Consider the following 17744-nt stretch of genomic DNA (forward strand, 5'->3'; position numbering starts at 1 on the left):
GCCCGTTGTCAAGGGACCTTCGGCCGGTACGGCTTCGGGGCGGGCGGTGCCGCGGGCCCGGTGACCGCCCGCCGCGGCACGAGGTCGCCCGGACCCGCTACGCGGCTCCTCCGGGCGCGGCCGCCGTGGTGGGGGCCGGGGCGCCGAGCCGGTCACGGGGCGGGGCGGACGCTGCCGCCCCGCCGACCCGACCGGGTGCGATGCCTCGGCCCCACCCGCGATCTCGGCCCGTCAGCTGGCGCGGGAGCGGCGCCGGAGCAGATACGCCGCCGCGGCGACCACGACCAGGGCGGTCGCGCCGAGAGCGGTCCAGCCCCCGGCGGAGAGGCCGCCGCTCTCCACCGCCGCACCCGTCGCGGTCGAGTTCGACGGGGACGGCGCGGGTGCGGGGCGCGCCGGCGCGCTCGGCGTCGGCGAGGCGGTGGGGGTGGGGCTCTTCACGGTGGCGCCGGGCGCGGCCTTCTCGAGCTTCAGCACGGGGGCGGAGTTGCCGTGACCGTGTCCGTCCGAGGCGCCGAGTTCGATCCAGCGGTCGACGCGCCCGTCGCCGTAGCCCTGCAGCGTCTTGAACACGAGTTCCTTGGCGTCGGGCAACTGCCTGACGCGCACGGAGTACTCGGCGTCCTCCCCGACGGCGACGGCGGGCCCCTTGACGGTGTAACCGTCGGCCGTGGCGCCGAAGGTCCAGCCCTTGGGGCCGTCCGCGTACGTCACGTCGGCCGGGACGATTCCCTCGGGGAGGACGACGCGCAGGGAGGTGATCCCGGCCTTGTCGGACTCCGACTCGGCGTTGAAGGTGAGCGTGACGTTCTCGGCGAGTGCCTGTGCCTTGTCGGCTTCGACTTCGACGTGCGCGGCCGCGGGGCCGGCGCTCAGCAGCACGGCTCCGGCCGCGGCGGCGAGGCAGAGGCACGTGCGGCGGATGCTCGCGGGGGTACGGGTCATGGCGTCTCCGGATCGTGGTGGGTGGGCCCGGCCGGCTCGAGGGCCGGCTCTCGGGCGGGGAGCGGGGTCCGCACCCCCGCCGGCGGACCCCGCCGCACCACCACTTCGGTGAGCAGACTTCCGGCCTGAGCCCGTCGTTCCGTCCGCCTCGGCGGGTACGGCGCGGCACGCGGGCGCACGGGCGCGGGAGGGGCCGACAGCAGTGACCACACCGCGTGGATCGGCTTCCGCACCCGGGCGAGCACCGCAGCCATGGCATGCGGAGGCGACCAGCAGGCCGCGTCCGCCCCGTGGAGGAGGACGGCGACGAGCACCGCCGCGAGGGCGTGCGCCACCGTCGTCGCCGAGGGGCCGAGGAGGACTTCCTGCCCTGGGCCGTGGGCGCCGGCGGTTCCGCCCGGATGGCCGTGGAGCGATGGCCCGGTCGTGCCGGAGCCGGTGCGCATGAACCACTCGTGCAGGGCGGCCTGGGCCGCGGCGTTGACCGCTATGGCGTGCGACAGGCGTCGTGGCCGCCGTGCCTGCGCCAGCCCCACGGCGAAGAGCACGGCCGCCGCCGGACCGCTCGCCGCCCAGTCGGCCGGCTCCCGGGCCGCGAGATGGTGGGCGGTGAGCCCGAGCACGCCGCCCACGAGGGCGAACACGGCCGCCCGCACGACGGGCAGTGGTGGACGCGCGTCCCTGTGCGGCGAGTGCATGGCCCGCTCATCATGAACCATCGTGCGGCCGGCCGCACGAACCATCCGGTTGCCGGTTGCCGGTTGCCGGTGGGTGGACCGGTGCCGCGCCCGGTCTCGGGACCGGCGTGAACCGCCTGGTGGTGGCGGCCTGTTCGACGTCCTCTTCCGCAACCGCCGGCCGTCGCCGGGTCACCGCACGCGGGGCCCCGTGACGAAGCGGCCGTTCTCGTCGTGGGGCCAGGCGTTGGCGACACATCCGTGCAGCCCCTTGATCTGCTGCATCATCACGGGGGCCGGTCGGCCGGGGCCCGCGCAGGTCGTGTGCGTGTAGCCCAGGAAGTGCCCCATCTCATGGTTGATGATCAGCGCCCGGTAGTCGTGGATCGGGCCGTCGAAGGTGGGCGAGCCCTCGACCCATCGCCTGAGGTTCACCACCACCCCACCCGGGACCTCGCAGTTGTATTCGCCCTGGGTGTCCTGGCGGATGCCCGCCCAGCAGAGGTCGTCCGCCGTCCCCGGTGTCGCGATCGTCACCGTGAGGTCGTGGGGCTGTCCCGCACCCACCAACCGGAACGAGTAGGCCGGGTTGCGGATCCAGCCCCTCGGGGCGGCCAGTATGTCGGCGATCTCGTCCGCCGCTCGGGCCGGCGAGATGTCGAGGCCGGTCTCGACCCTCACCACGTACCGGAGCGGACGTGGACCGTCGCCGACCTTCGCGCCGCCGGCCTGCGCCGTGACGAATGTGCCGGCGCCCTTCGAGGGGACGTCGATGCCGGTGGGTGTCGGCGTCGGTGTCGGGGTCGGCCTGGGCACGGGGGTGACGGGCGCCGCGCCTCGGGCTTCCGGCTCACCGCTCGACGCGTCGCCCCGCCCGCCGTCCAGGAGGAACGCAACGGAGCCCAGCAGACCCGCCCCGACCAGCATGCCGACGAGATGTCCCCGGCCCCGGCGGCGAGGACGGCGCCGGCGGTGCGAGGACCGGTGACCGCCGCCGCCGCGGCGGGACGTCCGGGGCGGACGGCCACCGCGATGGGAGGCCACGGCTCTGCCGGTGGTCGATGCGTGTTCCCGCTGTCGTGCCGAGTGCATGGCAGCCCAAACTGGTCATCCCAGATGATCGCCATGAGTTCGAACAATCACGAACCGATAACGAGCGGTCCGCTCTTCGCTCGCGGGGGATACCGCCTCCGGCGGCGCGCCGATGTGACCCTTCTGTAACGGCTCCCGGTGGGGCACTTCCGCAGGTCGGCGGCCGAAGGCGATCTGCTTACACTGTCGAAATGCCACGAGTCCTTATTGTCGAAGACGACCCGGATGTCCGTAAGGCCGTCCAGTTGGGGCTGCGACACCAGGGACATGAAGTCCTCGCCGTCGGTACGGGTGAAGAGGGCCTGGAGCAGCTCCACCCCTTCCACCCGGACGTCGTCGTACTCGACCTCATGCTGCCCGGTGTCTCCGGCCTCGACGTGTGCCGGCGGATCCGGGACCGCGACCAGGTGCCGATCATCATGGTCACCGCCAAGGGCGACGACATCGACGTGGTCGTGGGGCTGGAGGCCGGCGCGGACGACTACGTGGTCAAGCCCGTGCGGGCCCGGGTGCTCGACGCGCGAATACGGGCCGTGCTGCGCAGGCAGGACGCGTCGGTCTCCGACGCCGTCCGGCCCAGGGCGGAGTCGCACGGCGACCTGGTCATCGACCGGGCCGGGCTCGCGGTGACGAACCGCGGGGAACCCGTCGCGCTCGCCCCCTCGGAGCTTCGGCTGCTGCTGACCCTCTCCGCCTCGCCCGGCCAGGTCTTCAGCCGCCAGCAACTGCTGGAAGCGGTCTGGGAACACAGCTACTACGGCGACATACGGCTCGTGGACGCCTGCGTGAAGCGTCTGCGCGGCAAGCTGGACGAGCTGGGCGGGTCGCCCCGGCACATCCAGACCGTGCGCGGCTTCGGTTACCGCTTCGGTTCCGCGTGAGGGGCGGGAGATCCGTACGGGCACGCAAGCCCGTGCGTGAACGCGAGGCCGAAGCGGCCGGGCGGGGTTCCCGGCCGGCGGGGTTCCGGCAGGCGGTCCTGGCGAGGATCCCGCTTCCGCTGCGGGGCCTTCGCGCCCGCCTGGTGGTGGCCTTCGTCCTGGTGGCGATGGCCAGTGCCCTGAGCACCGGAGCCGTCGCCTTCCGGGAGGCGCGCACCGGGGTGCTGCAACAGAGCCAGGACTCCGTCATCCGGCAGTTCCGGACCAGCGTCGACGCCGCGGCCGCGTACATTCCCCCGGCGCCGAGCCATGCGTACCTGCAAAAGGCGGCCGTCCAGGTGTTCCAGGCCAACCAGGCGCCGGGACGGCGGGTGATGGCCACGTACGGCGGCGTTCGCGCCGCCGCGCCGAGCGCCGACTTCGACAAGATCAGCCCGGGACTGCGACGGTCGGTGGAGACCAGACGCGCCGCGGTGTTCCAGCGGGTGAACGCGGACGGGCACCCCTACCTCGTCGTCGGGATGCCGATCACGTACAACAGCGGCGAGGGCACCGAGTCCAGGCTTTCGGGCGTCGTGATGTACCTGGTCGTACCGCAGAACACCGAACAGGCCTATGTCGACGCGATGGTCGGCGCAATCGAGCACGCCACGCTGTGGGCGCTGGGCCTCGCCGTCGTCCTGGCGCTGCTCGCCGCGAGCGGCGTGCTCCGTCCCGTACGGGCGTTGCGGCGGGCGACACGCCGGATGGCCGAAGGGCACCTCGACGTCCGGCTGGTCGTCGACGGCTCCGACGAACTGGCCGACCTCTCACGGTCCTTCAACCACACGGCGGCAGCGCTGGAGGCCTCGGTCGCGGAGCTGCGCCGCCTGGAGGCCCAGGCGCGCCGCTTCGTCGCGGACGTCTCCCACGAACTGCGGACGCCGCTGGCGGCGATGGCGGCGGTCACCGACGTGCTCGATGCGAACGCGCCGCACGTGAACCGGGACACCGGCGAGGCGTTGCGGCTGATCAGTGAGGGAACCGGCCGGTTGAGCGGGTTGGTGGACGATCTGATGGAGATCTCCCGCTTCGACGCCGGCGCGGCCGAACTCGGCCTGGACGAGATCGATCTGGCCGAGTTCGTGGAGCACACCCTCGCCGGCCGGGGGTGGCGGGGCCGAGTGGAGACCCGTCTGCCCCGACCGGGCGCGCTCCGGGCGAGGGTGGACCCGCGGCGGCTCGATGTGGTGATCGCCAATCTGGTCGGCAACGCACTGCGGCACGGGGAGCCGCCGGTGCGGCTGGCCGTGGGCGTGCGAGAGGAGCGGGCGGACCTGACGTGGGCCGTCATCGAAGTGACCGACAACGGACCGGGCCTCGCGGAGGAAGCCATGCCGCACATCTTCGAACGCTTCTACAAGGCGAGCACCGCGCGGGCCAGAAGTGAGAGCAGCGGACTGGGCCTGGCCATCACGGCGGAGAACGTGCATCTGCACGGGGGACGCATCAGGGCCGCCAACCTCGCGGGCGGCGGAGCGTCGTTCACGGTCGAACTCCCCCTGCACGGCCCCGCAGCCCCCCACCGCGAATCCGGCGCGGGTGCCGGGTGAAGCGCTCGCGCGTGACGGCGCCGCTGGTCGGGCTCGCGGCCGCGCTCACGCTGACGGCGTGCGGAGTCCCCCCGTCCGGCGTCATCGAGGCCGGCGAACCGGCGAGCGGCATGTTCTCCCCCGACCCGAAGCCCTCGGCACCGGTCGTCGTCTCCCTCTACTTCCTGCGGGACGGTGATCTGACCGCGTACCCGCGCGAGTTGGGCGAGCCAGCGGACCTCGGCGCCGTCGTGGGCCGGCTCTTCGGCGGACCGACGGCGAGCGAGGCCCAGACGGCCACCACGGCGCTGCCCCGTCTGAAGCGCGCCCCGGACGTGACGGCCGGCGGCGACGCGGTCTCCGTCCAGCTCCCTAACGGCGTCGGTCCCCTGAGCCATCCGGCGATGCTGCAGCTGGCGTGCACGGTCGCTCGTGTGAACTCGTCGTTCGCCGCGCTCCCCGCGGACCCGGGCCCGGGCGGTGCCTCCACGGCTCCCCCCGTCGCGGCCCAACGCCCTCCCGCACACACGAGCGTCCATGTGCTCGGGGACGGATGGACGATGACGCAGTCGGCCGACGCATGTCCCGGCCTTCCGCGGCCGTAGGGTCCCGGCTCTCCGCGGCCGCAGGGGGCCGGGCGCGCGACAATCCCGCCGACCCGGGGGGCGACACTCCGCGCGATGAATTCGACAACGACTGTCAATTCATTGAGGAATGCCTGTTTCTGAATGTGAAACCCCAGGTCAAGGGCGTGTTATCGGTAGCGATTACCAACATCGTTGCAGCCTTTGCATGAATTCGTCCGGTGCGTTTCACTGCACGGCGGAAAGCATTCGATTCGTATGCCAGGGGGAAACGATGGGCGCGGGACACGGCCATGGCGGCTCGCACGGCCACGATCACACCCACGGGGTGACGGGGGACTCGGACAAGCGGTGGCTCTCGATCGCCCTCGCCCTGATCGTCGGCTTCATGTCGGTCGAGGTCGTCGTCGGTGTGATGGCCGGGTCCCTGGCCCTGATCTCCGATGCCGCGCACATGCTCACCGACGCGGTCGCCATCGTTCTCGCGCTCGTGGCGATGCGGATGGCCAAGCGGCCGGCCGGGGGCAGCTACACGTACGGCCTCAAGCGGGTGGAGATCCTCTCCGCCCAGGTGAACGGCCTGTCCCTGATCCTGCTGGGCGCCTGGCTGACGGTCGAGGCGATCGAGCGGCTCGTCGAACCTCACGAGGTCGAGGGCGGGTTGATGCTCGCCACCGCCCTCGCCGGAATCGCGGTCAACGTGGCCGCCACCTGGTGCATCTCCCGCGCCAACCGCTCCTCGCTCAATGTCGAGGGCGCCTACCAGCACATCCTCAACGACCTGTTCGCCTTCATCGGCACCGCGGTCGCGGCCTTCGTCGTCCTCACCACCGGCTTCGCGCGGGCCGACGGCATCGCGACGCTCGTCGTCGTCGCCCTGATGTTCAAGGCCGGTTACGGCCTGCTCCGCGATTCGGGGAGGATCTTCCTCGAGGCGGCGCCCGCCCATGTGGATCCGGACCTGCTCGGCGGGCGGCTGGCGGCCGAGCCGGGGGTCCGGGAGATCCACGATCTGCACGTCTGGCAGATCACGTCGGAAGAGGTCGCCCTGTCCGCGCACGTGCTCGTCGGCACCGGTGGCGACTGCCATGCCGTACGCCGTGGCCTGGAGGACCTGGTACGCCGTGACTTCGGCATCACCCACACCACCCTCCAGGTGGACCACCGGCCGGACATCCTGCTCCACGTGGGCGCCCGGGACGTCGTGCCCGGCGCGGCGGCACACTGCGCGGACCCGCACGGCCCCGTACACCACGCCGGCCCGCGCACCCACGAGGACGGCCCGCACGGCCACGGGACGGTACGCACCACCGGACCGTGACGACCTGCGGCCGCCGCGCTGCACCGGTGCGGTGAACGACCCCGGCCCCGCCCGGGTGCGGAGGGCTCCCGGCGGGCGTTCCTCGCTCTTGGGCCGTCAGTGGGAGAGGAGTTGCTGTCCGCCGTCGATGTCGTACGTGGCTCCGGTGAGCGCCTCGTTGCACATGATGTGCACGGCGAGAGCGGCGACGTCCTCCGGACCGACGACCCGCCCGATGGGGAGCGTCGTGCGCAGTTCCTCGCGCCTGGCCTCGAGGCGGTCGCCCAGCAGCGAGGCGGACAGGGGCGTGTCGACGAATCCGGCGGCGATGAGGTTCACCCGGACCGGGGCGAGTTCGAGCGCGAGATTGGCCGTTACGGCGGGGAGGGCGGCGGTGAGGGCGGACGTGACGGTCATGCCGACGGCGGGGCGCCGGCCGCCGGTGCCGCCGATGAACAGCAGCGTGCCTCGGGCGCGGACCTTGTCGCGGCTGTACAGCGCGATGGCGAGGGTCATGGCGAGGCGCCTGCCGAAGTGGTTGCGGGCCTCGGTCAGGTCCATGTCGGCCAGAGGCATGTACGAGGGGCCGCCGGCGGTGGAGATGACGTGGTCGACCGTGCCGGGCAGATCCCGGAAGAACCGCTCGACGCGGTCGGTGTCGGTCGCGTCGAAGGCGGCGGTGCTCAGCGGCCGGAGTTCGGCCGCGGCCTGCCGGAGGCGTTCGGGGTTGCGCCCGACCATGACGACCTGGCCGCCGGCGGCGCGTACGCCGCGTGCCGTCTCCAGTCCGATGCCCGCACTCGCGCCGATCACCACGACCGTCTGGTCGGCGAGTCGGCCGTGATCCGGATTGCTCTGCGTCATCCGCGCCTCCGTTGTCGTGGGCGGCGACACGGCGAAGGCTCCGGCCCGCCGGGCCGTCCCGCTCGTGCCGTCAGACCAAGGGCCGGCCTCCGCTCAGTTGCGGATACAGGGTCTCGGGCCCGTCCGCCAGCGCCGTCCGGACCTGCCTGCTGACGTCGTCGGCCAGCACCTCGTGCAGTCCGGCCTCGACTCCGGCGAGGGCCGCGCGGGCCACCTCGGCGGGATCGGACTTCGGGCCAGGGATGCTCGCGGCCAGCTCCGTGGCGAGATAGCTGACGTGCAGGGCGGTGACCTGGGTGCCCTGGTCCGCGAGGGCCACCCGCAGGGCGTTGGTCACCGACCATTCGGCGGCCTTGGCGGCGGAGTACCCGGCACTGGCCGTGATCGACACCCAGGACAGCACGGAGAGCACGTTGACGATCGCGCCTCCGGCGTTGCGCCCGAGGACGGGGGCGAAGGCCCTGCTCATGGCGAGGGTGCCGACCGCGTGCGTCTCGAACTCCATACGGAACGAGTCCAGGTCGGAGGTGAGGATGTCCGCCCGGGTCGTGGAGCCGGCGTTGTTGACGAGGAGCGTCACGTCCGGCGCCAGGTCGGCAGCGGCCCGCACGGAGTCGTGGTCGGTGATGTCCACCGCGACCGGGACGGTTCCGGGCACCGTGACCTTCGCGGGGTCGCGGGCGCCCGCGTAGACCTTGGCCGCCCCGGCGTCGAGGAGCGCCCGCACGAACTGCTCCCCGAGCCCGCGGTTGGCCCCGGTGACGAAAGCGACGGACCCGTGGAGCTTCATGGGGGAGTCCTTCCCGGCGTGGGCTTGCCGGCGTGGGGTGGAGGGGCCGGGGACCGGCGGTCGACCACCTCGCGACGTCCGTGGCCGCACCTCTCCGAACGTATAGCCGTCGGGTGTACGTCACCACCCGGCGCCATGCCGCGCGCCGGAAGCCGGGTCACGAGCCGGGGCCCGGCACCGAGCGGATCATCGGGAAAGGTGGAAAACATGGGATTTCCACGATTTTGAGGTGAGTAGATACGAAAAGTAAGGGCTGGGTGGGAGCCGGTTCGCCACCGGCTCTGCCGCCCCCCGAGCCCTCACAGGAGGGAGGGCGGGACATCGCCCGGCATTTCCGTGCACCTGCGTCAGTCAGGAGGGGCGCGATGGACCGCTGGGCGATCTGGTTGATCGCCGCTGCGGTGCTGATCGCGGCGGAGACCGTCACCCTGACCGTCGCCCTGGGCATGCTGGGCGGAGCCGCACTGGTCACGGCGGCCGTCGCCGCGGCGGGTGTACCGCTGCCCTTCCAGCTCCTGGTCTTCACCGTCGTCGCCGTGGTCAGTGTGGTGTTCGTGCGCCCCCGGGTGCGGCGCGCGCTCAGGCCGCAGGGGGAGCGGTTCGGCGTGGACGCCCTGGTCGGCCGCACCGCCCACGTCGTCGCGGAGGTGACGGGGACGGGCGGCAGGGTCCGTATCGGCGGTGAGGAGTGGACGGCCCGCGCGTACGACGAGACGCTGGTGATCCCTCCGGGAACGGCGGTGGACGTCATGGAGATCAGCGGCGCCACAGCAGTCGTCTACCCCCGGGAGTGAATCATGGAAGCTACGGCGCTCCTCCTCGTCGGTGTGGTCGTCGCACTCCTGGCGGTCTTCACCGTGGTCCAGGCGGTGCGTGTGGTTCCCCAGGCGCGTGCCCGCAACGTGGAGCGGCTCGGCCGGTACCACCGCACGCTGCAGCCCGGGCTCAATGTGGTCATCCCCTACGTCGACCGGGTCTATCCGGTCATCGACCTCCGCGAGCAGGTCGTCTCCTTCCAGCCGCAGCCCGTCATCACGGAGGACAACCTGGTCGTCGAGATCGACACCGTCGTGTACTTCCAGGTGACCGACCCGCGGGCCGCCTCCTACGAGATCGCGAACTATCTGCAGGCCGTCGAGCAACTCACCGTCACCACCCTGCGCAACGTCGTCGGCTCGATGGATCTGGAGAAGACCCTCACGTCCCGGGACATGATCAACGACCAGCTGCGCGGCGTTCTGGACGAGGCCACCGGAAAGTGGGGGCTGAGGGTCAACCACGTGGAGATCAAGGCCATCGACCCCCCGCAGTCCATCAAGGACGCGATGGAGAAGCAGATGCGGGCCGAGAGGGACAAGCGGGCCGCGATCCTCGGGGCCGAGGGCCAGCGCCAGGCCCAGATCCTCACCGCTGAGGGCGAGAAGCAGTCCGCCGTCCTCCGGGCGGAGGGAAACCGGACCGCCGAGATCCTGAAGGCCGAGGGCCAGTCCCGGGCCATCGACGAGGTGTTCCAGGCAGTGCACCGCAACGACCCGGACCCCAAGCTGCTCGCGTACCAGTACCTCCAGGTGCTGCCCCAGCTGGCGCAGGGGCCGGGCAACACGTTCTGGGTCATCCCCGGCGAGGTCACCTCGGCTCTCCAAGGCGTGTCGCGCGCCTTCAGCGAGGCGCTGCCCCAATCGCCCGCGACCCGGGAGGAATCCTCCGGAGCAAGGGCCGACCGGAAGGCCGCCGACGACGCGGCGAAGGCGGCGGAGGCCGCGGCGGCAGCCGTCGCCGACGCGGTCCAGACCGATGGCGGCACCTCCGGTCCGCGACCGTGAGGGGGCGGACGGCCGAGCCGCGCCGGCGGTGACGGCGGGGCACGCCGAGAACGGCAGAACCGTCGGCGCCGAAGGCGTACGCTTCCAACGTCGACCGATCCGCGCCGTGTTCGCCACCGCCGGCCGGAAGGGAAGGCACGACCGCGTCCACGGAGAAGCGGCCACCGGGGTACACCCACCGCTCACCGGCGCGCCGTTCGGCCGGCCCGCAGGCCCTCTTCACGGCGGCGGGGCGGGCCCTCCCACCACCTCTCGCCCAGAAGGCATCCCGCATGAGCACGGACCACCGCCACCTCCTCGTCATCGGCATCGGTGCCGGTGACCCGGACCATCTGACGCTCGCGGCGGTGAAGGCGATGCGCCGCGCCGACGTCTTCTTCGTCCTGGGCAAGGGGCCGGAGAAGTCCTCGCTCACCGATCTGCGGCGGCGCATGCTCGATGAGCACGCCCGCGCGCCGTACCGCGTCGTCGAAGCGGACGACCCCTGGCGCGACCGGACGACGGAGGGCCGGAGCGAGTACACCGCCGCGGTCCACGACTGGCGCAGCAGACGCGCCGACGTCTACGAGCGCCTGATCCGGGACGAGTTGGCCCCGGGGCTGACCGGGGCCTTCCTGGTCTGGGGCGACCCCGCCCTGTACGACAGCACGCTGGGCATCCTGGCCGAGGTCGCGGCACGGGGCACCGTTGCCTTCGACACCGAGGTCGTGCCGGGTATCAGCAGCGTGTCCGCACTGGCGGCACGGCACCGCATCACGCTCAACCAGGTGGGCCGGCCCGTCCACATCACCCCCGCGCGCAGGCTCCCGGAGGTGGGTCGCGACGACGACGGCGACATCGTCGTGATGCTCGACGCCCAGGAGTCGTTCACCGGGGTGGAGGGCGACGACGTGTGGATCTACTGGGGCGCCTACCTCGGAACACCCGACGAACTCCTCGTCTCCGGCCTGCTGTCGGACGTCGCGGGGCGCATCAGGCAGGTCCGCGCCGAAGCGCGCGCCCGCCACGGCTGGATCATGGACACATACCTCCTGCGCGTCGCCGGCGGACCGGCGGACGACGGTACGCAGGTGCCCTGCCCCGCATCCTCGGCCCGGCCCTCGGCGGGGCAGCGGTCCGCGCCCGAACCGGCCCGGCGGGCGGGGGAGACGGACGAAGCGGCGATCCCCGTCCTGCGGGTGGCCGACGCCGCGACGGCGGTCTCCTGGTACCGGCGGCTCGGGTTCGTGAAGCAGTGGGGGCACCGGTTCGAACCGGGATCGCCCGCCTTCGTCGAGATCGCGAGGGGTCCCGTGAAGCTGTTCCTGTCCGAGCACGCCGGCGATGCCCGCCCCGACACGCTGCTCTATCTGCGGGTGCGTGACGTCGACGCCGTCGCGGGCGAGTTCGGCGTGCCGGTGGCCACCGCTCCATGGGCGCGTGAGGTGGAACTCCGCGACCCCGACGGCAACCGGCTGCGGGTGGGCACGCCGGTGGGCTGACCGTCGCCCCGCCCGGCCGGACGCGTGATGTGCGTCATGTGGCAGGTCCGGGAACCCCACCCGCCACGGGTACGACATCTGGACCGTACGGCCGCCGAACGGAACCGACTCCCGAGCAGGGCGGAACCGGCGGGCGCCGTACGCAGTCCGCCAGGACGTACGCACGTGGAACAGGGAGACCTCGGTCATGGACGATTCCCGACGAGCGGCGCCGGGCCCCCCGGCGCTCCCCGCGCTCCGCGGAGCGCTGCCGCCACCCGCGCTGTGCGGCTTCCTCCTGCTGCTCGCCGTGGTCTTCGCGGGCTCCTACGCCGTCGGGTCCCTCGTCGGGCCCGTGGCGCCGGGCATGCACTCCGCGCCGTCCGACGGTGCGGCGGAGGACGACGGCTCCGGTGGCACGGGCCACGGCCACGGCGGGCGCGACTGATGGGCGCCGGGGCGGAGACGCTCGTCACCACGGACCTGACCGTGGGGGGAATGACCTGCGCGGCGTGCGTGCGGCGCGTCGAGAAGCGGCTCGGCGGACTCGACGGCGTGACGGCCACCGTGAACCTGGCGACGGGGACGGCACGGGTGAGCCACCCGCCGGGGACCGAACCCTCCGCTCTCGTCGCAGCGGTGGAGGCCGCCGGCTACACCGCCGCGCTCCCCGAGCCGCCCGAGCGGCGGGCGCACGGACACGAACCGGCGGACGACCGGCAGGACCGCGACCGGCTCGTGATCACCGCTCTCCTCGCGACACCGGTGCTCGTGCTGTCGATGGTCCCGGCCTGGCAGTTCCGCAACTGGCAGTGGCTCTCCTTCGCTCTCGCCACGCCCGTCGCCCTGTGGGGCGCATGGCCGTTCCACGCACGGGCGGCGCGCGGACTGCGGCACTCGGCCGCCACCATGGACACCCTGGTGTCGCTGGGAGTGGCGGCGTCCTTCTCGTGGTCGGTGTACGCGCTCTTCCTGGGGGGCGCGGGGGAGACCGGCATGACCATGCCGTTCAGTCTGCTCCCCGCGGATTCGGAGGGTGCTGCACACCTGTATCTCGAGGCGGCCGTCGGTGTGCCGCTCTTCGTCATGGCGGGGCGGTTCCTCGAGGCACGTGCCAGGCGCGGAACGGGCGAAGCGCTGCGGTCGCTGGCCCGGCTCGCCGTGAAGGAGGTGTCGGTACGCGAGGAAGGGCACGAACGTCTGGTCCCCGTGGAGCAGTTGAGAGTGGGTCAGGTCTTCGTGGTGCGACCCGGGGAGCGTGTCGCCACCGACGGCGAGGTGGCCGAGGGCAGCTCCGCGGTGGACCTGTCCCTCGTCACGGGGGAGAGCGAGCCGATCGAGGTCGGACCGGGATCGCCCGTGGTCGGCGGCGCGGTCAACGCGGGCGGCCTGCTGCTGGTCCGTGCGACCGCGGTCGGCGCCGACACCCGGCTCGCCAGGATCACCCGTATGGTCACCGACGCCCAGGCCGGCAAGGCCGGGGCGCAGCGACTGGCCGACTCGGTGTCGGGCGTGTTCGTGCCGGTGGTGCTCTCCCTCGCCGTCACAGCCCTCGGCTTCTGGCTCGGCGCGGGCGCCGATCCGCAGGCCGCCGTCACCGCGAGCGTGGCGGTCCTCGTCGTGGCCTGCCCCTGCGCGCTGGGCCTCGCGACCCCGACGGCCATGATGGCGGCGACCGGACGCGGTGCCCGGCTGGGCGTTCTCGTCGGCGGGCCGCGGGCGCTCGAGGGCCTGCGGCACGTCGACACGGTCGTGCTGGACAAGACCGGCACGCTCACCACCGGACACATGACCGTCGCCCGCTTCACGGCCGTCCCGGACGGGCTGGGGCGGGAGGCGGTACTCCGGCTGGCCGGCGCGGTCGAGCAGGGCTCGGAGCATCCGCTGGGCCGGGCGGTCGTCTCGTATGCCCGCAGGACGGCCCCCGACCTGCCGCTGCCGGAGGCGGGCGACTTCACCGCCGCGGCAGGCCGGGGCGTGCGGGGCAGGGCCGACGGCCACCTGGTCGACGTGGTCGCGCCGGACGGCGAACTGCCCGAGCCGCTGGCCGAAGCGCTGCGTACGGCGGAGAACGCCGCGCACACCCCGGTCCTGGTCCGGGTGGACGGAGTGGCAGAGGCCCTGATCGAAGTGGGTGACGCCGTACGGCCCGGAAGCTACCGGACCGTGGAGACGCTGCGGCGTCTCGGGGTGGAGCCGGTACTGGCCACCGGCGACCGGGAGGCAGCCGCGCGCAGCGTCGCGTCGAACCTGGGCATCAGGCACGTGCACGCCCGGTGCACCCCCGAGGGCAAGGCCGCACTCGTACGGCGGCTGAGGGAGGACGGCAGACGGGTCGCGATGGTCGGCGACGGGATCAACGACGCCGCTGCGCTGGCCGGGGCGGACCTGGGGATCGCGATGGGGAGCGGCACGGACGTGGCGATCGGGGCGGCTGACGTGACCCTCGTGCGCGGTGACATCGAGGCCCTGGCGGACGCGGTCCGGCTGGCCCGCCGCACTCTGGGCACGATCCGGGTCAATCTCGTATGGGCGTTCGGGTACAACGTCGTGACCGTGCCGCTCGCCCTGGTGGGGCTGCTCAACCCGATGCTCGCCGCGGCGGCGATGTCGGCGAGCTCGCTCCTCGTGGTCGGCAACAGCCTGCGGCTGCGCGCCTGGCAGCCGTCTCCCGGGCGGAGCCGCCGGCGATGACGAAGGTGAGCCGTCGTCTCGCCGGCACGCTGCCGGCCGTGCTGGTGCCCCTCGCCGCGTGCAGCATCGCCCTGGGCGGCCTGACCACCTGGGTCGGCACGGGCAACGCGGGCTCCCCTGCCCGGATCGACGTCGTCCCCGGCCGGGTGTACCTGCCGCTCGGCGACGACAGGGACACCGCGGCGTACTTCGAGGTCGCCAACTCGGGCGGTTCCGCGGACCGTTTGACGGGCGCCACCTCGCCGTCCGCGCGCGGGGAGATCACACTGACCCGCCACCGCGGCACCGACGCCGGTGCGGCGTACCGCGAGGAGATCCCCTCGGCAGCCGTTCCCGCCGGGGACGCGATGACCATGTCGCCCCATGGCGTGAGCCTCACCCTCAGACCGAGGACACGGTGGCGGGCCGGGGACATCGTGCCGATGACGCTGCACTTCGAGCGCGCAGGGGGGATCAGGACGGTCGCCGTGGTGGTCGGTCCGGGCTCGGCCGCCGGGTGACGGCCCCACGTCTCCGGCCGCGGCTGGGCCGCACGGACCCCGGTCCACACCACGGGCGGTGACGCGACACCTCTCCTACGGCGACCGGGGACGCGTCCCTACGCGTGCCCGGCCGCCCTCACCCCGGCAGCACGCGCCCTCCACCCGTGACGGGGCGTGTCGTTCACCGGGCAGCATGCGCCCTGCGTGCGACGCGTGCGCGTCCATCCGACGACGGGGCGCGCGCGGGGTGTGCGGGGCGCCGAGCCGGTTCGGGGCGGTGCCCGCCTGCTCGTGCCCGGAGGCGGTCGACGGCTGTTGCGGCAGGCGTCCTCGGCGCCCCGCGCTCGGGCCAGGTTCCCCGCCGGGGCGGTCCCCGGAGTCTGGCCCTCGGTGCGAGGCCACGGCCCGGCGCGCGCCGGGGGTTGCGGCGTTCGTCGGGAGTCCGCGGCCGCCGTGGGGCCCATGTGCGATGCCCCTCCGCCGGAACACTCCGCCTGGGAACCGGTCGCTTCGGCGTGCGGCCACGGCATCGTGTGCGCGGGGCGTAGGGACTGCGGGCGTCATGGCGCCGGGTCCGGGTGGGGGCGCCATCGGGGCCGACGCGGGCGGCTGTCCGCCCGGGCGAGAGCCGCGTTCCGCCCATGCGTCGTGCCCGCGGGCCCGCGAGCCCGGCGGTGCGCCGGACGGTGGGCGCGGCGTCGCGGCTCGCACGGCGGTCTGCTCCGGCAGGGACCTCCCGTGGTATTTGTCGCGGTGGACGCTGCGTCAGTTCCCGTCGCGGACCGTGGTCTTGTTCACACGCGCGGTCTTGAGTGAGTGACCGGGCCCGCTCACGTACCCATGCACGACGACGGCCCGTCAGGATGCGAGGATGAGGCGCCATGACTGCCGGGTGGTGTTCTCGTACGGTACGGGCCGCGGTGTTCGCGGCCGTATGCGTGCTACTCGCCGCCCTCGGTCACGTGATGATGTCCGGGCAGCCCGTGCCGTGGTGGACGCTCTCCGGCGGGTTCGGAGCGACCGGTGTGCTGGGCTGGTGCCTCGCGGGGCGTGAGCGAGGACGGCTCGCCGTCCTGAACCTGGTGGTCGCCGCCCAGACGGCACTCCACTCGGCGTTCTCGCTCGCGCAGTCCGCGGCGCCGACCGCCGGCCGCGTCCCGCACACGACGGGGCCCGCCGACCACGTACACCACCACATGACCTCCGCCGCCATGGGGCCCGCACACACGGACGCCGTGGACGGCATGTCGATGGGGCATACGTACGTCGGGCACATGGGCGCAGGCCATGTGGACCCGGCACAGGCCGGTGCCGTTGACCCGGCGTCACTGGGCATGCTCGCCGCCCACCTGGCGGCGGCACTGCTCACCGGCCTCTGGCTCGCCTACGGCGAGCGAGCCGCATTCCGGATTCTCCGGGCGGTCGCGGGGTGGCTGACCGCGCCGATGAGGCTTCTGCTCGCCCTGCCGGCACCGCCCCACCGTCCGCGTCTGCGCGGCCGCCGCCGCCCGTCCCGTGCGTCACGGCTGCTTCCCCTGGTCTACGCGATCGTCTCCCGAGGGCCGCCCGTGGGGTCCGCTGTCGCCTGACGACAGCCGGAATCCCGAGGCGGCCCAAGTGCCCCTCGGGCCACGGCCGTACGCCGGCACGGGTGGAAACGGAACCACCACTGCGGGCGCCGTGCGGCCGGACCCCCACACCGGATGACGGACCGCCCGGCCTCGGGCCCGGTCCCGGTTCCGGACGACCCGAGAAGGACACCACGTGATCTCTTCCGCCCTGCCCGCTTCAGGCGACACGACGGAGACGGCGATGTCGGCCGACGAGTCGATCACCTCCTGGGCGCTCGCCGCCCGGGGTGGTGACGCCGACGCGGTGGAGCGCTTCGTGAGCGCCCTGCACCGCGACGTCCTGCGCTACGTCGCCCATCTGTGCGGCGACCCCCAGTCGGCCGACGACCTGGCCCAGGACACGTTCCTGCGCGCGCTCAGCAGCCTGCACCGCTTCGAAGGACGGTCCTCGGCCCGTGCCTGGCTCCTGTCCATCGCCCGCCGCGCGGTGATCGACAGCTATCGGTACGCGGCCGCGCGGCCCAGGCTGCACGACGTGCCGGACTGGCAGCTGACGGTCGAACTCGCGCAGCCGTGCGACCTGCCGGGCTTCGACGAGGGCGTCGCGCTGCTCGAACTGCTTGCGGCCCTGCCCGAGGAACGCCGGGAGGCGTTCGTCCTCACCCAGATGCTGGGACTGCCCTACGCCGAGGCGGCGAAGCTGAGCGACTGCCCGGTCGGCACGGTGCGCTCCCGGGTCGCCCGCGCCCGCGCGACGCTGATGGACCTGCTCGCCGAAGCGGAGGCGCCGGTGGCGCGGGCGGTGGCCGCCTGACGCGGCAGGTGCCGGCTCGACGCCCAGGGCGCCGAGCCGGCACCCGTCCGCGGCACCCGTCCGCGGCACGACTCCCGCCGGCCCCGCCGGCGCGGGGACCGTCGACCGCACCGGACCACGGGCGCCGGGAACTCAGCCCGCACCCGCCCCGACTAGTGGACCGGGTGACGGAGTTTCACCCCCTGTGCCAAGTGGA

General features: G+C 73.3%; 17 protein-coding genes and 1 pseudogene. 13 read left to right on the forward strand and 5 right to left on the reverse strand.

The window, feature by feature from the left end; translation table 11 throughout:
- Positions 1 to 231 precede the first annotated feature (231 nt).
- The 3 genes from BLT82_RS25920 to BLT82_RS25930 all read right to left on the reverse strand — a co-directional run bounded on the left by BLT82_RS25920 (position 232) and on the right by BLT82_RS25930 (position 2549).
- On the reverse strand, positions 232 to 945 hold the full coding sequence (locus BLT82_RS25920; RefSeq protein ID WP_093658994.1) for a DUF1775 domain-containing protein: 714 nt from the start codon (positions 943 to 945) through the stop codon (positions 232 to 234).
- A complete protein-coding gene (locus BLT82_RS25925) occupies positions 942 to 1643 on the reverse strand; it encodes a hypothetical protein (protein WP_093658996.1) in 702 nt (233 codons plus the stop codon). The genes BLT82_RS25920 and BLT82_RS25925 overlap by 4 nt, the downstream gene beginning before the upstream one ends.
- Positions 1644 to 1814: 171 nt before the next feature.
- Positions 1815 to 2549, reverse strand: coding sequence for a DUF3152 domain-containing protein (locus BLT82_RS25930; RefSeq protein ID WP_244529612.1), 735 nt, complete (start codon positions 2547 to 2549; stop codon positions 1815 to 1817).
- 356 nt (positions 2550 to 2905) lie between these two features.
- Here BLT82_RS25930 and BLT82_RS25935 point away from each other — a divergent pair, with 356 nt between their 5' ends.
- The 4 genes from BLT82_RS25935 (at position 2906) to BLT82_RS25950 (ending at position 7071) form a co-directional block, all read left to right on the forward strand.
- Entirely contained in the window at positions 2906 to 3595 is a 690-nt protein-coding gene (locus BLT82_RS25935) for a response regulator transcription factor (protein WP_093659000.1), read from the forward strand.
- A 167-nt stretch (positions 3596 to 3762) separates the two neighbouring features.
- Positions 3763 to 5187 (forward strand): sensor histidine kinase, encoded by a 1425-nt coding sequence (locus tag BLT82_RS25940; protein ID WP_093659210.1) that lies wholly within the window; start codon positions 3763 to 3765, stop codon positions 5185 to 5187.
- Entirely contained in the window at positions 5184 to 5771 is a 588-nt protein-coding gene (locus BLT82_RS25945; RefSeq protein ID WP_093659002.1) for a hypothetical protein, read from the forward strand. Before BLT82_RS25940 ends, BLT82_RS25945 begins: the two co-directional genes overlap by 4 nt.
- 253 nt (positions 5772 to 6024) lie before the next feature.
- Positions 6025 to 7071, forward strand: coding sequence for a cation diffusion facilitator family transporter (locus BLT82_RS25950; protein WP_093659004.1), 1047 nt, complete (start codon positions 6025 to 6027; stop codon positions 7069 to 7071).
- Between the two features lie 96 nt (positions 7072 to 7167).
- Here the strand turns inward: BLT82_RS25950 and BLT82_RS25955 are convergent, their stop codons facing one another.
- Both BLT82_RS25955 and BLT82_RS25960 read right to left on the reverse strand, forming a co-directional pair.
- Positions 7168 to 7914, reverse strand: coding sequence for an SDR family oxidoreductase (locus tag BLT82_RS25955; RefSeq protein WP_093659006.1), 747 nt, complete (start codon positions 7912 to 7914; stop codon positions 7168 to 7170).
- 70 nt (positions 7915 to 7984) lie between these two features.
- The gene (locus BLT82_RS25960) at positions 7985 to 8704 is read right to left on the reverse strand and encodes an SDR family oxidoreductase (RefSeq protein WP_093659008.1); all 720 of its coding nucleotides are present in this window, start codon (positions 8702 to 8704) and stop codon (positions 7985 to 7987) included.
- A 365-nt stretch (positions 8705 to 9069) separates the two neighbouring features.
- Between BLT82_RS25960 and BLT82_RS25965 the strand changes: the two genes are divergently transcribed.
- From BLT82_RS25965 to BLT82_RS26000, 9 genes and pseudogenes are all read left to right on the forward strand, one after another.
- Entirely contained in the window at positions 9070 to 9498 is a 429-nt protein-coding gene (locus tag BLT82_RS25965) for an NfeD family protein (protein WP_093659010.1), read from the forward strand.
- 3 nt (positions 9499 to 9501) lie between these two features.
- Positions 9502 to 10527, forward strand: a complete 1026-nt coding sequence (locus BLT82_RS25970; protein ID WP_093659012.1) for an SPFH domain-containing protein — start codon at positions 9502 to 9504, stop codon at positions 10525 to 10527.
- A 272-nt stretch (positions 10528 to 10799) separates the two neighbouring features.
- Positions 10800 to 11576: pseudogene (gene cobF / locus BLT82_RS25975) on the forward strand (precorrin-6A synthase (deacetylating)); the annotation flags it as partial.
- Positions 11577 to 11597: 21 nt separating this feature from the next.
- Complete coding sequence (locus tag BLT82_RS38160; protein WP_404205327.1) at positions 11598 to 12008, forward strand: glyoxalase superfamily protein; 411 nt, start codon at positions 11598 to 11600, stop codon at positions 12006 to 12008.
- A gap of 187 nt (positions 12009 to 12195) precedes the next feature.
- Positions 12196 to 12435 (forward strand): hypothetical protein, encoded by a 240-nt coding sequence (locus tag BLT82_RS25980; protein ID WP_093659014.1) that lies wholly within the window; start codon positions 12196 to 12198, stop codon positions 12433 to 12435.
- The gene (locus BLT82_RS25985) at positions 12435 to 14681 is read left to right on the forward strand and encodes a heavy metal translocating P-type ATPase (protein WP_093659016.1); all 2247 of its coding nucleotides are present in this window, start codon (positions 12435 to 12437) and stop codon (positions 14679 to 14681) included. Before BLT82_RS25980 ends, BLT82_RS25985 begins: the two co-directional genes overlap by 1 nt.
- Positions 14678 to 15181 carry a copper chaperone PCu(A)C gene (locus tag BLT82_RS25990; protein ID WP_093659018.1) on the forward strand — a complete coding sequence of 168 codons (504 nt, stop codon included), beginning with the start codon at positions 14678 to 14680 and terminating at the stop codon, positions 15179 to 15181. Before BLT82_RS25985 ends, BLT82_RS25990 begins: the two co-directional genes overlap by 4 nt.
- 863 nt (positions 15182 to 16044) lie before the next feature.
- Positions 16045 to 16752, forward strand: a complete 708-nt coding sequence (locus tag BLT82_RS25995) for a hypothetical protein (RefSeq protein WP_208868037.1) — start codon at positions 16045 to 16047, stop codon at positions 16750 to 16752.
- Positions 16753 to 16927: 175 nt separating this feature from the next.
- The gene (locus BLT82_RS26000) at positions 16928 to 17548 is read left to right on the forward strand and encodes a sigma-70 family RNA polymerase sigma factor (RefSeq protein ID WP_093659022.1); all 621 of its coding nucleotides are present in this window, start codon (positions 16928 to 16930) and stop codon (positions 17546 to 17548) included.
- Positions 17549 to 17744: the final 196 nt, after the last annotated feature.

This window comes from Streptomyces wuyuanensis (genome assembly GCF_900103455.1).
GTDB lineage: Bacteria > Actinomycetota > Actinomycetes > Streptomycetales > Streptomycetaceae > Streptomyces > Streptomyces wuyuanensis.